Source organism: Bacillus solimangrovi (assembly GCF_001742425.1).
Lineage (GTDB): Bacteria > Bacillota > Bacilli > Bacillales > Bacillaceae_N > Bacillus_AV > Bacillus_AV solimangrovi.
This window is the reverse complement of the sequence record NZ_MJEH01000025.1, coordinates 1-15,307: the sequence shown is the minus strand read 5'-3', so window position 1 is coordinate 15,307 and position 15,307 is coordinate 1. Positions and strand designations below refer to the sequence as shown.

General features: G+C 34.7%; 19 protein-coding genes. 5 read left to right on the top strand and 14 right to left on the bottom strand.

The window, feature by feature from the left end; all coding sequences use genetic code 11:
• Window positions 1-42 precede the first annotated feature (42 nt).
• On the top strand, window positions 43-498 hold the full coding sequence (locus BFG57_RS10310) for a GNAT family N-acetyltransferase (RefSeq protein ID WP_069717416.1): 456 nt from the start codon (window positions 43-45) through the stop codon (window positions 496-498).
• A gap of 68 nt (window positions 499-566) precedes the next feature.
• Here the strand turns inward: BFG57_RS10310 and BFG57_RS10305 are convergent, their stop codons facing one another.
• The 3 genes from BFG57_RS10305 to BFG57_RS19140 form a co-directional block, all read right to left on the bottom strand.
• Window positions 567-1,064: a DinB family protein gene (locus tag BFG57_RS10305; protein ID WP_069717415.1), complete on the bottom strand. Its 498-nt coding sequence runs from the start codon at window positions 1,062-1,064 to the stop codon at window positions 567-569.
• Window positions 1,065-1,251: 187 nt separating this feature from the next.
• Window positions 1,252-3,204 carry a methyl-accepting chemotaxis protein gene (locus tag BFG57_RS10300; RefSeq protein ID WP_175428324.1) on the bottom strand — a complete coding sequence of 651 codons (1,953 nt, stop codon included), beginning with the start codon at window positions 3,202-3,204 and terminating at the stop codon, window positions 1,252-1,254.
• 492 nt (window positions 3,205-3,696) lie between these two features.
• Window positions 3,697-3,831 carry a YjcZ family sporulation protein gene (locus tag BFG57_RS19140; protein WP_083249184.1) on the bottom strand — a complete coding sequence of 45 codons (135 nt, stop codon included), beginning with the start codon at window positions 3,829-3,831 and terminating at the stop codon, window positions 3,697-3,699.
• A gap of 265 nt (window positions 3,832-4,096) precedes the next feature.
• Here BFG57_RS19140 and BFG57_RS10295 point away from each other — a divergent pair, with 265 nt between their 5' ends.
• The gene (locus BFG57_RS10295) at window positions 4,097-4,351 is read left to right on the top strand and encodes a stage VI sporulation protein F (RefSeq protein ID WP_281186661.1); all 255 of its coding nucleotides are present in this window, start codon (window positions 4,097-4,099) and stop codon (window positions 4,349-4,351) included.
• A gap of 231 nt (window positions 4,352-4,582) precedes the next feature.
• Window positions 4,583-4,687: a YjcZ family sporulation protein gene (locus tag BFG57_RS18395; RefSeq protein WP_083249183.1), complete on the top strand. Its 105-nt coding sequence runs from the start codon at window positions 4,583-4,585 to the stop codon at window positions 4,685-4,687.
• Between the two features lie 326 nt (window positions 4,688-5,013).
• Here BFG57_RS18395 and BFG57_RS10290 read toward each other — a convergent pair whose 3' ends face one another.
• From BFG57_RS10290 to BFG57_RS10280, 3 genes are all read right to left on the bottom strand, one after another.
• Entirely contained in the window at window positions 5,014-5,568 is a 555-nt protein-coding gene (locus BFG57_RS10290; protein WP_069717412.1) for a cysteine hydrolase family protein, read from the bottom strand.
• Window positions 5,569-5,713: 145 nt separating this feature from the next.
• Window positions 5,714-6,532, bottom strand: a complete 819-nt coding sequence (locus BFG57_RS10285; RefSeq protein WP_069717411.1) for a FliG C-terminal domain-containing protein — start codon at window positions 6,530-6,532, stop codon at window positions 5,714-5,716.
• 30 nt (window positions 6,533-6,562) lie between these two features.
• Complete coding sequence (locus tag BFG57_RS10280; protein ID WP_069717410.1) at window positions 6,563-7,156, bottom strand: hypothetical protein; 594 nt, start codon at window positions 7,154-7,156, stop codon at window positions 6,563-6,565.
• A gap of 135 nt (window positions 7,157-7,291) precedes the next feature.
• Here BFG57_RS10280 and BFG57_RS10275 point away from each other — a divergent pair, with 135 nt between their 5' ends.
• Entirely contained in the window at window positions 7,292-7,864 is a 573-nt protein-coding gene (locus tag BFG57_RS10275) for a hypothetical protein (protein ID WP_069717409.1), read from the top strand.
• 104 nt (window positions 7,865-7,968) lie between these two features.
• Here BFG57_RS10275 and BFG57_RS10270 read toward each other — a convergent pair whose 3' ends face one another.
• The 8 genes from BFG57_RS10270 to BFG57_RS10235 form a co-directional block, all read right to left on the bottom strand.
• Window positions 7,969-8,751, bottom strand: coding sequence for a sulfite exporter TauE/SafE family protein (locus BFG57_RS10270; protein ID WP_069717408.1), 783 nt, complete (start codon window positions 8,749-8,751; stop codon window positions 7,969-7,971).
• 79 nt (window positions 8,752-8,830) lie between these two features.
• Window positions 8,831-9,949: an MBL fold metallo-hydrolase gene (locus BFG57_RS10265; protein ID WP_425388501.1), complete on the bottom strand. Its 1,119-nt coding sequence runs from the start codon at window positions 9,947-9,949 to the stop codon at window positions 8,831-8,833.
• 72 nt (window positions 9,950-10,021) lie between these two features.
• Window positions 10,022-10,417, bottom strand: coding sequence for a DsrE/DsrF/DrsH-like family protein (locus BFG57_RS10260; protein WP_069717406.1), 396 nt, complete (start codon window positions 10,415-10,417; stop codon window positions 10,022-10,024).
• A gap of 36 nt (window positions 10,418-10,453) precedes the next feature.
• Window positions 10,454-11,026, bottom strand: coding sequence for a sulfurtransferase TusA family protein (locus BFG57_RS10255; protein WP_139125105.1), 573 nt, complete (start codon window positions 11,024-11,026; stop codon window positions 10,454-10,456).
• Window positions 11,027-11,167: 141 nt separating this feature from the next.
• Entirely contained in the window at window positions 11,168-11,467 is a 300-nt protein-coding gene (locus tag BFG57_RS10250; protein ID WP_069717404.1) for a rhodanese-like domain-containing protein, read from the bottom strand.
• A gap of 19 nt (window positions 11,468-11,486) precedes the next feature.
• Window positions 11,487-11,846 (bottom strand): rhodanese-like domain-containing protein, encoded by a 360-nt coding sequence (locus BFG57_RS10245; RefSeq protein ID WP_069717403.1) that lies wholly within the window; start codon window positions 11,844-11,846, stop codon window positions 11,487-11,489.
• 24 nt (window positions 11,847-11,870) lie between these two features.
• Window positions 11,871-12,350: a DsrE/DsrF/DrsH-like family protein gene (locus BFG57_RS10240; protein ID WP_069717402.1), complete on the bottom strand. Its 480-nt coding sequence runs from the start codon at window positions 12,348-12,350 to the stop codon at window positions 11,871-11,873.
• A gap of 56 nt (window positions 12,351-12,406) precedes the next feature.
• The gene (locus BFG57_RS10235) at window positions 12,407-12,634 is read right to left on the bottom strand and encodes a sulfurtransferase TusA family protein (protein WP_069717401.1); all 228 of its coding nucleotides are present in this window, start codon (window positions 12,632-12,634) and stop codon (window positions 12,407-12,409) included.
• A gap of 1,281 nt (window positions 12,635-13,915) precedes the next feature.
• On the opposite strand from BFG57_RS10235, the gene BFG57_RS10230 reads away from it, so the two are divergent.
• Window positions 13,916-15,307, top strand: a 1,392-nt coding sequence (locus tag BFG57_RS10230) for a 7TM diverse intracellular signaling domain-containing protein (protein WP_069717400.1), incomplete at its 3' end; no start/stop codon positions are given.

Genomic DNA, 15,307 nt, shown 5'->3' with positions numbered 1-15,307 from the left:
ACTATTCTATAAAGATGATAAAAACTCATAGGAGGGATGCAATTGATAATAGAAATAAACAACAAAAATAAATCTGAAGCCGAACAAATTCTTGAGATTCAAATACCTTCATACAAAGTCGAAGCAGAACTTATTCAGTTTGATCGTATTCCAAGGTTATTTGATACGATTCAAGATTTACAAGAATGTGATGAAACATTTTATGGTTATTATGTTGAAGGGAATCTCGCTGGATTTATCTCATATATGAGCATGGATGAAAGTATTAACATTTGTCGAATGGTCGTGCATCCTGACCATTTTAATAAGGGGATTGCTTCTGCTCTACTTAATCATGTTCTTACGACTCAGAAACATGCGAAGTCTTTTATTGTTCAAACAGGAACTGCTAATCAACCTGCTGTTAACTTGTACGAAAAACATGGATTTATTGAACATAAACAGGATGAAATTGCTGAAGGTATATTCCTAACACAATTGATAAAATACTCTAACTAAAAAGTAAAAGCGGTCTTTAACATGCCTATAAAAGACATTGGTAAACACCGCATGAACTTCAACGATCGTTAAGCTGGATACCCACCGCCAACAGGTGGCCATGCTCCAAATAATCGACGCATTAAAATGATTTCTCCTAAATGGCATGAATTATGAGATGCCATATTTCTTAAAATGCTTGCCTTCGATTCTGTCGGCCATTTATTTAACGTATCATCTAGTTGAACATTCATTGCAATTTCACATGCTTGATCGGTTCCTTTTAATAGACGTTCAATCGTTTCTTTCCATTCCTCTGGACTAGCTGGTTTACTTTCTTCTTCCCACATTTCATGAACAGCTGTAGGCATGACTGGCTGACCACCATCAAGGAATTCCAAAAACTTATCTTGCCAGTAGAGCATATGTTTTACTAATTGATAGATCGTATAAGGCACTTCATCAATTTGTTTGCCTGCTAGTTCTGCATCAATATCAGATAGTGCTCTTTCAATTGGAATATGTCCACGTTCACCTTTTAGAGACATTACTAGAGCTTGTCCGAAAACTTCATTTGCATTAGCCATCTTCATTTCTCCTCCATCTCATCATGACAATATTAATAAAATTTGGATCTGACCTCATGCTATCAAAGCATGCAGATAATTACAATTTATCTATCCTAGAACTGTGATAACTACTAACCTTATGCTTGTCATTCATTCTCATTAATAAGAAAAAGAAAGGAGACGAATTCATCTCCTTTCAAAACGATTACTCTTTATCAAACTTAAATTGATACACGGCTTGTTGAAGTTCTTCAGCCATTTTTGATAAGTTGTCTGCACTTGCAGCAATCTCTTCCATCGATGCTAATTGTTCTTCAGTTGCTGCTGATACAGTTTGAATGTTCGAAGAGTTATGTTCTGACACACTACGAATCTCTTCAATTGAATTAATAATTTGCTCAGAACCATTTGATAGATGCTGTGACGCATCAGATACTTGTCTGATTTGCGTAGCTGCCGATTCAACAAGCTTCTCAATGTTATCGAAGGAATGACTTGTTTTTGAAACGATTTCCAAACCTTTCGCTGTTTCTGTTGTTCCTTCATTTGTATGCTGAATAGCTTGAGAAACTTCTGTTTGAATATTTTTGATTAAGTGTTTAATTTGTTCAGCTGATGCAGACGATTGGTTAGCAAGCTTACGAATTTCTTGAGCAACAACCGCAAATCCCTTACCTGCCTCTCCAGCTCGTGATGCTTCTATCGCTGCATTTAATGCAAGTAGATTCGTCTCCTCAGCGATATGAGTAATCACACCGATAATGTTTTCAATTTCTGATGAACGAGTACCTAATGATTGAACCGAATTTTTCATATCATTCATCTTTTCCGAAATATAATGCATCTGTTCTTCAGATGTCTGCACTGACTTTGTACCTTCATTAGCTGCTAATGTTGCTTCGGTTGCTGTTTCTGTTACGTGTCTGGAACTTTCAGCAATTTGGTGGATATCAGCTGTCATCTGTTGAATGATATTTGTTATCTCAGTAATGTTATTTGATTGATTTTCGATGCCTGCTGTCACTTCTTGAACATTAGCGGCAATTTGATCGGTTGCATGACTCGCCTGTTCTGTATTTGCTGTAAATTCTTCCGAGGTCGAAGTAAGTGAATTGGCTTGACCATTAATGTTGAATAAAATTGAACGTAATGATTCAATCATCGTATTAAACGCAACACTCAACTTTCCAAGCTCATCCTTACTACTAATATGAATTGTTTCCCTTAAGTCACCATGTGTAACATTTCCAGCTACTTCTTTGATCGTTTGCAAAGGTTTCGTAATCGAACGAATAATGGTTAATGCAATGAACGTTCCAACTATAATCGATAACGCAATCACGACCACTGTTTTAATTAAGATTGGTTGTGCCTCACTGTTAACCTCATTCGTAGCTAATGTTCCTGCTATTTTCCACTGAGTAGTATCATTTGTATAGAAGACTAATTCTTTAGATTGTCCACCTTCTTTATAAGAAAATGCACCTGAATCTTGTTCAAATAAATTTGAAGCCCAGTCTCCTTCCATTTCTTTTCCTACTTCAGCTGTCGGATGAGAAATTAACTTCTGATCTTGGCTTAATATGAATGCATACCCTTCTTTACCAATTTCGATATCATTAATAACCTTAGAAATTTCATCTAATTTGAAGTCAATTGCGATAATTCCTGAATGATCATGTAATGGTCTAGCGACTGTAACTGTAATTTCTCCTGTTACTGCATCCACGTATGGTTCTGTAATAACGGTATCATTTGCTTCCAAAGCTTGTTGATACCAAGGTCTTTTTCTCGGATCATATCCATCTTCTAAATCAGCATCAGGAGAAATGTACATATCCCCTGATGATGTCCCAATGTATACATGCTGAACATCTTCTCTTAATTTATGATATTGCTCAAATTTCGTAAATGTTTCTGACATCGGATCGTTTATCGATATCAATGATGAAAAATACTCCACATCTGCTTTTTTAGGAACAGCTATTTGATCTAACATATGACTGACAAAAGTAATATTTTCTGAGGCATTTTGCACATAGTTCTCAGAAATTTTATCCTTTGCACTATGAAAGGCAATATAACCAATTAATAAGCTTGGTATGAGTAGGACAACTGCAAATGACAAGAGTAGCTTGTAACGGATGCTTAACTTCATAATGTTCTCAACTCCCTTTTTCATCTAATTCGCTTTATTATGTAAAAAGACACGAAACACCTATGAGCATGACATGTATGTTATAGAAATGAAGCTCGATCATATGAATTTAAAACCATATGATTCGATTTTTATGCGGAAATATCACTAATCTTATGAAAAAATTGGAATAGTTTAAATATACCATCAATCGACCTTTTATTTTATTTTTTATAATTTTCTGATATTTAATTTCAAAAAACTACAAGTAACACAGAGTGGAAGTTTATTCATTCCATTCGTATTTTCTTTTCAATGAATCATTATTTAAAAGTACTTATTTACAAAATCTAACTTATTATCAGTGGCATTTTACCGATCGTGAACATGTGATAAATGAATCCATCTTCTCAAGTGAACGATGTTATTATGATTTAATCATCTAACTCATTACAAAAAGGCTGACTCTCGATAACGAATGAGTCAACCTTTCATTCCTATGAATGTTTTACTTTAGTGAGAGAAGCATATACATCCGATGATGATTAATAGGATGAATAATACTACGATCAAAGCAAAACCGCTACCTGCTGAACGTGCTGGTTGAACACCATATCCATAACCACCACAGCCACATCCACAACTCATAGTTTTCACCTCCCTCGTATATCCATACTAGAGAAGGATATCTCTTGATAATAAGGTATGTAGTTTTACTAATTATGTATAGGTATTCATCATCCACGATGAAAAAATAGACACTCAAATAGGTTAACTTTGATTTTTCTTCTTTATTTTGAGTATTTATATAGGCATTTTCACCACTTTTCAAAAACCATGACATTTGACGATACCAAGTAACATTCTTTCCCATACTATGCTATTAGACTATGCTTTGGAAGGAGGGTATCAATTGGGTTTATTCGGTAACTTCGAAAAGAAAACTGGAGTGAAAATGGATAAAGTCTTTCAATTAGCCAATTCTTTGCAAAATGCTAACTTACAAGATGAAAAGACATTAAGGCATGTCATTAAGGAAGTATCCACCCTTGCAAATAAACCGGTATCAAAAGAGACAGAAGAAAAGATTGTTCAAACCATTCTAAGTGGAAATGGACCAAAAGATTTATCAGAAATTACAAAAATGATGGGAGATAACAAGAAATAGCTGTCGTAATTGACATGCTTACAATAAAGGAGTACTTCCATCAGTTCTTTCTCTTTCCCTAATAGTTAACGAATATGCGTTAACTATACGTGAGTGCTCGATGTTTACTGGTGAGTTAACTTCGGTTAATTCGTTAAAAATAGGCTAACACACAAAAAACATGGATTCATCACACGGTTACCACTCAAAACATATACTGATTTTGAAAATACAAAAAGGAGTGATTGACAAATGGCAGAAGCAGGATATGGTGGAGGATTTGCTTTAGTCGTTGTATTATTCATCTTGTTAATAATCGTTGGATGTGCTTGTTTTGCTGGTGGATACGGATACTAAGGCCCCCATTAATTAATACTTTCTTCTGGTCAGGGTGATTGACCTGAGATAATTGAACTTCAAAATTACAAAAAAGGCTGCGTGAAAATGCAGCCTTTTTCTAAAGCAATCTGTTCAAAAAGGACGGAGGAGCATCTCTGTTGACTTATACCGAGGAATTTACTTCTCCGAAAACACTTGCGAATAGGGTATGAAGGAAGCCCACTAAAACCTTTCATGTCCTGTGGCGAACGTGGGATCAACACATCCTGTGAAAGTACAGTCTTTTTCCCCTGACTTTTTGAACATCCTCTATAACAATCATTTCAATTTAAAATTTCGTCATCCTATTCAACAACTTTCGCACCAAGCGCGTGCTTAAAATGCCCTAATGCCCATTCATGCCCCTGCTCATTAAAGCTTGCAACAGCATTCTTATGAATAACGATATCGAACCCTTTATTGTAAGCTTCGATTGCAGTATGCAATACACAAATCTCGGTACACACGCCTAATAAATGAAGCTCTGTTACTCCACGTTCACGTAATTTTATTTCTAGATCTGTTCCACTGAATGCACTATACCGTGTTTTATCCATATAATATACGTTGTGTGCATATCGTTGTCTTTGATAAAGGCTTTCCAATGTTCCAAACAACAACCTACCTTCTGTATGAGCAATATTATGTGGTGGATATAATTTTGTTTCAGGATGATAAGGATCGTTTTCCTTATGTACATCAACAGCGAACACGACGAAGTCCCCATCGTTTATCGCTTGCTCTGTTAATGATGTAATGTCAGCTTCCATCTCTTGTGCTGGTTCTCCACAAGTCAATGCTCCGTCTGCTGAAACAAAATCATTTGTATAATCAATGACAATCCATGCTCTTGTGCTCATCTTTCTCCCCCTATACGAATCATTTTTTGTTAAGCTTCAATTCTCTTCATTCACTGTTTTGCCTCTTTGTCATACTGTAACATACGATCCCAATTACCACATTAATTACGACAGAAGAGCCAGAATATGACTAGTTTTTTGCTCTTTATTCGATTCTATTCTTTTTGTTCACGAATGGAGCATGAAGAAAAATGATGTCTCCCTTTGCTTCAAGAGAGATGACCAACTTAATCAACTTCATCTTAAACGAATCATAGATGTTTTCTGAATGCTCCTTCACAATAACTTCCTCTTGAACAAGTTGCTGTCTTAAGCGTGAAGACAAGTTATGATAGACGAACTGTCTTATTTCATGCGGACAATTTTTTGTTAATATCGCTAGGGCAGATAGATGATACCTCTGCAAAAACGCCCTTAACAATACTTGAAAATCTCTTGGCGCAATCCGATGCAATGATTCAATCGTTCTTCGTTCCTGCTGTAGATATGTATATAACCAAAGGGAAGATGTTGAAAGTTCAGAACCCTGTTTATGAATGCCTTCCCATACCTTATCAGATAAACGTGATACAAATTGAATAAGCAATTGTAGTCGTTTTTCCCAATCTACATTACTATATGTATACGTATTTTTTAGAGAAAGTAGTTCATTTACCTTCTTTATTGTTGGTTCGTAACCAGTCAAAATAAGTGCCATTGTTCGAATAACATCAATTTGGAGGACTAGCTGCCATTCTTGAAAACTCTCAATATTCTCTGTTTCTATCTTACTCAAAAGTCGATTGCTTATGACTACTAGTAAAGAGTCAGTGTATGTGGATATCTTTTCCGTTGCAAGGCTCATAAGTTGCTCTTCAATATACTCAGGAACTTCATGATAATCTGGAACTTCGTTGGGTTCTACCCCATTCTTATTCATTAACAACGCATCAATTTCTTCACGCGATAACATTTTGTCTCCCATATTACACTGCTCCTCTGTTATCCATTTCATTCACTCTCCAACTTCAGCAACAGCGTTATTTTTGAGAATTTCAGTAATATGATCTTTTGTCTCATCTGACGTAATAATATAGCTCAGTTTACGTAATTTTCCAATTTTAATCTTCAATTCATACTTGTCGTTAATGTTCTTTGAATAGCCATAATATTTATGATTCATATTGATTCGAATTAATTGAAACTCAATGATTTTCTCCCAACGTATAAGTCGATCACCACTCCATAATCCTTCTTTAGTGAAGGCGAAAAGATTCATAAACCTCTCCATGTACAAAAATGGAACTAATAACAATAATATAATTGAATAAAAGTTAAAAGAATATCCAGTTAAAATAAACACACTTATAATAATTACTATAATAATAATAACTCCCATTATGACTAAGTTAAGCTTTTGCTTTTCAAACTTCGGTTGCGTCACAACAGCCTGATTGTAGCTAAGAATAGTTTCAAATTCCTTATCTTGCTTCGGAAAGAGAACCGCTTCATTTTTATTCAATAACCTTATAATTGATATATAACGATGAATTAAATATGCAATCAAAACCAATAAAACTATTGCAGTTAACAATTTAAGTAAGAACATGACATCATCCCTCGTGTAATAAATTGACTTAAATAAATTCTTTAATTTTAATTTCCATATAACTTCTATATTGCACGTTTTTACTTGTTTATGTATGATTCTAGTAAACTATCCTTCTATAAAGGTGATGATTTTATGATAAAGATAACACAATTTACTTTTTTTCTCATTTTTTCTTTTGTGATTTTAGCTGGATGTAACAATAATGAACAAGTAGTAGAGGAACCTACAACCGCTCCTGAAGAGGCACCAGTTGAGCAACCAGAACAGGCACATGAAGAGATGACTTCAGAATCATCTGTATCAATTGATACATTTAGCGAAGGCTCCCTTGATCACTTAGGTGTTCAAATTGGCTCAGCAAAAGAAGAAATTATGGAAGAATTCGGTCAACCGATAGAAGAAACGATGTATGATGGGGCAGAGCTACTCGTCTATGACAATATTGCATTCTCACTATCACAAGTTGACTCAACATTAATTGCTGTCACACTAATAACAAATAAAATCTCTTTGTTTGGGGTACATGTTGAACAACCATTAAATGAAGTAAAAGAAATATTAGGGGAACCTACATATGAAGGGTTAAATGACATCACTGGTGAATGGTTGCTCCATTATTCTGTTGGAGAAAATGAGGTATATATAGAAGCGAAGAATAACAATAGTGACGTTTCACTCATTCGTTTTATCGCGAGAAATCGATAGACACCTGCCTTAGCTAACTTAACTGATGAAATGAAAAGATTTAAACAAGCCGCTTTGGTCTTATCCGAAGCGGCTTACTTATTATGAGACATCATAGTATATCGTTAGAACCCAAGAAAATCACTCCAAATTTTCAGGGCTGAACTTAAAATTAAGATCGCTAAAATAACTTGAAGAATCTTCGTATTAACCGTTTTCCCTACTTTTGCGCCTAATGGAGCTGCTAGTAAACTAGCAACAATCATGATAATCGCTGGGACATACTCAACTTGTCCAGTTGTTACTTTGCCAATTGTTGAACCGATCGATGAAATGAAAGTAATTGCTAATGAAGAGGCAATCGTCATTCTTGTCGGAATTTTAAGCACAACAAGCATAATCGGAACGAGGATAAATGCACCCGCAGCTCCAACAATACCAGCACCTATTCCAACTATAAATGCGAGTGTTGCAGCTAACCATTTGTTAAACGTAACTTGCTCAAGTGGAATATCCTCATTGCCCTTCTTCGGCACGAACATCATGATAGCGGCAATTGTTGCTAAAACTCCATACACAAGATTTACAGTATCAGCCGCCATTAGTTTAGAGCCATAACCACCAATAAAACTACCTGCTAGAATACTAGTCCCCATATAGAGGATAAGTGTTTTATTTAAGTAACCACCTTTTCGATAGACCCATACACCACCAATCGTTGCAAAGAATACTTGAACAGCACTAATGCCAGATACTTCATGTGCGGTAAAAGCCGTAAAGCCGAGTAATGGTGGAATGTAGAGTAACATTGGATACTTAATGATCGAACCACCAATTCCAACCATCCCAGAAATAAAAGAACCTATAAAACCAATAAGGAAAATTGTAATCATAAACATGATATCCATCATATCTCCCCCTTCTAACAACATAAAGGGCACTTTATAGTAAAGTACCCTTCATGATTTCCTTCAGCATCGTTCATGATTAATCCGTATGATGAACTGCACAGCGATTTGGCCCGATTTCTAACTCTTGCTGCCTCTCAACATCAGCAGCTTCGACGCCTCGATTAATTGAGATAATTTCTTCAAAATTAGGTGGTTTCACTGAGCTAGCTGATTTTTCAACATCATTTAGGAAGCTTTCTCTTGATGCTGTGAACATCTTTTCATTTCGTGTACGGATGTTTCCTAACGTATCTCCAATATATCCTTGTTCATTCATTTCAGTATCAAAGTCCGCATAATGAGCAGGTAAAACGATCACATCATCTGCAATTTGCGATACTTTGTTATAGACCGTGTTATATAAGTCATTTGCCCATTCTCTCACTTTATTCCCTAAGTCAGGTCGGCCTAGCCCACTAACAAAGATCGTATCACCTGAGAATAATAACTTCTTATTTACAAAGAATGAAACACTTCCTGGGGTATGTCCAGGTGTTTTCACTGCAAGCACTTCTAATTCAACATGTTTGAACTCAATTTTCTCGTAATCTTCTAACGGATTGAAATTGAATACTGCACCTTCACTCTTCATCAAGTAATAATTAGCATCTGTAACCTCTGCTAATTCCTTCCCACCTGAAATATGATCGGCATGCAAATGTGAATCAACGATGTGAGTAATCGTCGCTCCCTCTTCCCGTGCTGCTTCTATATATTCGGTAGTGAATCGTGATGGGTCAACGATCAACGCTTCGCCGTCTGATACAACCATGTACGACAAACAACCTTTTCCAACACGAACAAACTGAAATACTTTGATATCATCATCTTCGTATACGTTAGCTTTATAAAGATGTTCACTCCAAGACTTCATCCCACCGCTTAAATAAGAAACGTCTAGACCTTCTTCCGACAACATCTCAGCTACAAGTATAGAAGAACCTTCCTTAGCACAAACGACGAGAATTTCTTTATCAGTTGGGATTTTATCCATAATGATAGTAACACCATCGAGTAACTCAAAGTATGGAACGTTTAGATATTCGAAATTTTCGCCTTCGATTTTCCAATCATTAAAATCACTTTCATTACGCACATCTAAGATAAATAAGCTTTCCTTATTCAACACTTTTTCCGTCACTTCATGAGCTGTCATTTTTCTGACTGACACCTTTTTACCCCCTACTGTATAATTTATTGTAAAAAATTTTATAACTTAACGTTTGATTTAAAATGTCAATGTTACTTCCGCTTGTTTTGCAAATTCTAAAAAGGTTACAGCTCCACCAACTTCAATGCCTTCAACAAAGTCATCAGTCGTTAACTTCATGACATCCATCGTCATCTGACAACCAATGAACTTAACCCCTAATTCCTTAGCCATTCCGACTAATTCAGGAATAGATGGTACATTCGCATCTGAAAATCCTTGTGCAAAATGTTCTTTTCCTTCTGGCATTGGAAGCTGTGTATTTGCTTGCTTATGAATCAGATTAAGACCTTCAAACGTGAAGAAAATAGCTACCTCTTGATCACTTGCGGCTGCAGCCGTTGCAATATTGAATACTTTGTATGCATCAAATAACCCACCATTACTTGCGATAATTGCGACTCGATTAGACATCGTAACACTCCTTTAATTTTGTTATTTTATATGAGCTTATTCCAAACCAGCAGTTGTACCCGTCCACTCACTCATACCAGGTACGACGTTGAAAACATGAACAAAACCTGCTTCAGTTAACTTTTGAGCAACAACATCACTACGATTGCCCGTTCGACAAATAATATAGAAGGTATGTGCTGGATTTAATTCCGTTACATTTTTTTCAAAGTTCTCTAACGGAAATGACTTTGCATTTGGTATGTGATTAAATGCATATTCGGCTTGTTCACGAACATCTAGTAGCACCATTTCCTCGTTATTTTGTAGAATCGATTGTAACTCATCATTTGAAACAACATGTGGATGTTTCTTTTCACCATTTTCTTCTCCACTTGCTCTTCTTAAAAAGTGTTTCAATACACCATCTGCTTCAACTGTACCGATGTATTGATGTCCGCCACTTTCAGCCCAAGCTTTAATATCTGCAGTTGAACCCTTATCAGTTGCATGTACTTCCATTACTTGACCAGCTTGTAACTCATTCATTCCTTTTTTCGTTTTTACAATCGGCATTGGACATGCAAGTCCTTTTGCATCAACGATAAGATCTGTTTGAATCTCCATAATGACCTCCTAAAATACCTATTAGGGTATATTGAATTACAAAAAAATAATATAAGGATACAATTCTCATTTAAACGATCGTCTATACTTGCATAACCATCAGTAGGTGGATAAATAAAGTATCCACTTACTGATGTGTGAAAGTTATTCAGTAGAACCCTTCCAGTTATTCATCCCACCAACCATATTAATCGCTTTATAACCCATGTTCTCTAATAAACCAGTCGCTGCTTTACTACGATTGCCAGACTGACATACGATAATATGCGCTTGTTCATTTTTCTCTAGTTCATCCTTACGTCTTGCTAATTCCCCTAACGGAATATTCTTCGCTTCAGGAATTTTCCCCATTTGAACTTCTTCATATTCACGAACATCAATGATGCTAACTTTTTCACCGTTATTTAGTAACTGTAAAACTTCCATCGTTGTCATTTCTCTCATGAACGTTTCCTCCATTTTCTTACCAAGCGCTCATACCGCCCTTAACATTCGTTACTTTTGTAAACCCATGTTTGATTAATAGCTTACTAGCTTTATTGCTTCTCATCCCACTTTGACAAATCACAATGACTTCTCTATCTTTCGAAAGTTCATGTAAGCGTGCTTCAACTTCATCCAGCGGAATATTCTTAAATCGCTTGATATGATTTGCCTTGAATTCACTCTGTGTGCGTACATCAATCAACTGACTACTCGTAGACTTGAGCACACCTCTTAGGTCTGTTGTTGTAATTTGTTTCATACCCTTAACTGGAGCAAATCTTGTGAAAAGGAACCATGCAACTAACCCAAATAAGACGATATTAATGAGTATATCCATTCCTGTATCCACCTTAATTATTAATTAAATAAATAGATTCACATTACCATTTTCAGCATCTGCTAAATATGCAGCAACACCAGCATATTCAATCCCATCCATCAATTCTTCTCGTTTGAATCCTAATAGATCAACCGTCATTTGGCATGCGACTAAATTTATATCTTGCATTTTTGCCATTTCAATTAAGTCAGGCAATGATGTTGCGTTATGCTTCTTCATAACATTTTTTATCATCTTTGGACCGATTCCTGCAAAGTGCATATTTGATAACCCTAATTTATCTGCACCACGAGGCATCATCTTTCCGAACATCTTATCCATTAGCCCCTTCTTAACATGCACATTTTCATCTTTTCGTAACGCATTCAAACCCCAGAACGTATGAAAAATCGTAACTTTATGGTCATATGCAGCAGCACCATTTGCAATAATATAACCTGCCATCGCTTTATCATAATCTCCACTAAAGAGAATAATATTTGTAGACTTTTGTTCAGACAACTTCACTCACCTCCTAAACCTTTTTATACTAATAGGGGTATATAAATGTTTAAAACTTAACCTTTCTTAATCCAAAACTTAAATACACCATTCTCTTCTTCACCTTTTAGCATTTCATGACCACCTGATGCTGCCCATGCTGTTAGATCATTTTGAGCACCTTTATCTGTTGTATGAATTTCAAGAACTTGACCTGTTGTTAATTCATTAATTGCTTTTTTCGTTTGCACAATTGGCATCGGACACGCTAATCCTTTTGCATCTAATACTTTGTCTACGTTCATGCTGTAACCTCCAAGAATAATTTATAAGTAATATACCTATGAGGGTATATTAGCAAAAAAGAAAAGTCTCTGTCAACAAGTAACCACTACATTCTATTTCGGAACTGTCATTATCGTGAATCAAATACCCCTCATGCTACCTTCAATAATACAAATTTCTTTAAATATTGAGTCTAAATCAAGGGTTACAGGATACATTTTATGATTTAGAGGGGAAAAATGATAGTTATAAAAAGGAATATACTTTCTTAAAAAATATTCAAAAGGTGATATCTAAACCATTCTTGATGAAATTTAAAACGATGAAAAGCTCGAAGATATGAAATTAAATGTTGAGAACAGTTTTTCAATCACTCTCAACATTTAATTATTTAAGGTTTTGTTAAGAACCTTATGATAGAGTGAATTCTATCTATTTATTTTCCAAAATAATACAAGTAGGATATATATGAAAGTGTCAAAGTAGGGCACTTGTGTTGCAATAATTTAATTAAACTTCAGTAATGACAGCAATTTCATTGAATAAAAATTAAATTCTACTGAGTTATTTTACAAAATTGATGGTTTTCTACTTACATGTTCTAGCTCGAATTGAGAACAAAGGTAAAGGAAAAACTGTTACATAAGAAGGATATATCATTATCACTTCAATCTATCTATAAATACAAACGAAATGAATTGAACCACGGTATTCGTTTTTAGAGTATTCTATTGTGTCATGACGTCGATCATTACTCTCGAAACTCCGATAAACCTTAAATGCTTCTTACCAATCATCCATTTTCAAATGGGTAATTATATAAACACAACAATATGTTCATCCCTTCACATCTTTCTTTATTCAACAATTCAACTTCTTAAAAGAAATATACTTCGTCTATACCATTGGAAAAACAAAATGATAGTTAATGAATGAATAAATTATTTTTCCATATACCCCTCCAATTACCAATTGTTACAGTGAGATGCTAAAATACTATATATTACTTTTTTATAAGGTTAATATAGTAGAAAAGACACTGAGAATATTTTACTATCAAATCAAAAGCTAATTTATCATATAAATATGAAAATGATGTTTATCACCATGATTATTTCCTACCTGCATTCTGTCGTCCAAACCTACAAGAACATCAGGGTGGAAATATTGATAATCACCTTATATTTACAAGTGAATTTATGGAAGCATAACAAGCAGAATTAGAGCATCTACTAAAAATGTTTATTTAAAAAACTGAGGATAAAAGTGTTAACTTATAAGGTACATAAGGAGAGCAATCAATGACAGTAGTAAAAAGAAGTATAAACGTAAGTTTGAATAAGTGGAGAAGACATATTTTTTTACTAAATATTATAATTTTATCTTTGATATGGTTATTGCCAAGTAATGTACTTGCTGAAGAAAAGGTTAATAATTACCCTTTAGGGCTGAATTATGAAGTTTTCAGAGATTCATCAGGAGCGGTTACAATTGATGATATTCTTTCCGGTAAGTATAATGATGAATTTGTCAATAGTGATTCAAAGTATCCTTATTTTGGTTACACGAATGATACAGTATGGCTGAAGTTAGAAAAGGAATTAATTGGTGATAATTTTAATGAGCTGACTTGGCTTGAGTACTATAACCGGCTTGAGGTAATCGAAGCTTATTTTGTGAAAAGTAATCATACATATGAAGTACAAGAGGGTGGCTTAAATAATCTAGGGGATCGAGAGATTAATTTTCGGTCGATGTTGTTTCAATTTGATCCAACAGATATTGAGACAATTTATATTAAATTAATAGGTGAAAAATTTCCTGTTACTGTACTCTCACAATTATATTCTTATGAGGGACTAATTGAATCAATTAAAGATAATAAATTCTCATCAGGCTTCTTTTATGGCTTTATAGGTTCTCTTGTTTTATATAATTTATTTTTATACTTTTCTTTAAGAGAAAGAGTATATGTTTACTACATTTTCTATTTAATTTCATTCATGCTATTACAATTATTTATGAATGGCTTAGACCTTGAATATCTTGGAGAGTACCTTCCAGTATGGTTTATTGCTGATAATGTTGATTTTTCGTCGTTGTTACTGTGCGTGGCTATGGTTATGTTTGGACAAGAATTTTTAGAGACTAAGAAAATATTGCCAAAATTACATATAACACTTTCATTTTTCTCTCGTCTAAGTCTTTTGATGTTGTTATTTTTTTGGCTAATTCCAGATCGTATATTAAATCTCAGTGCTCCACTTTTAGCACTAATTATCTCTATCTTATTGTGGATATCTGCACTTAGGGTTATGCAGAAAGGAAATCGCACTGCTCGACTTTATTTGTTGGGATGGTCGATTTTACTTGTGTCTATCATTCTACAAGCATTAAGTTTTCTGGGAATAATTAGTTTCCGCGCGATATATTTTGATGTTATCCCACAAGTAGCTGCTTGTCTCGAATCTCTATTATTATCACTTGCATTAGTAGATAAGATAAATATTCTTAAACGACAGCGTGAGGAAGCACAAGAGTTATACACTGAGCAGTTAGTAAAAGAGGATAAAATGAAGGATGATTTTCTATTCCGAACTTCTCATGAACTTAAAACACCACTTCACGGTATTATTAATATTTCTCAGGCACTTATTGAAGATGATGATAATAAAAAAGAACAGCTAGAAAAA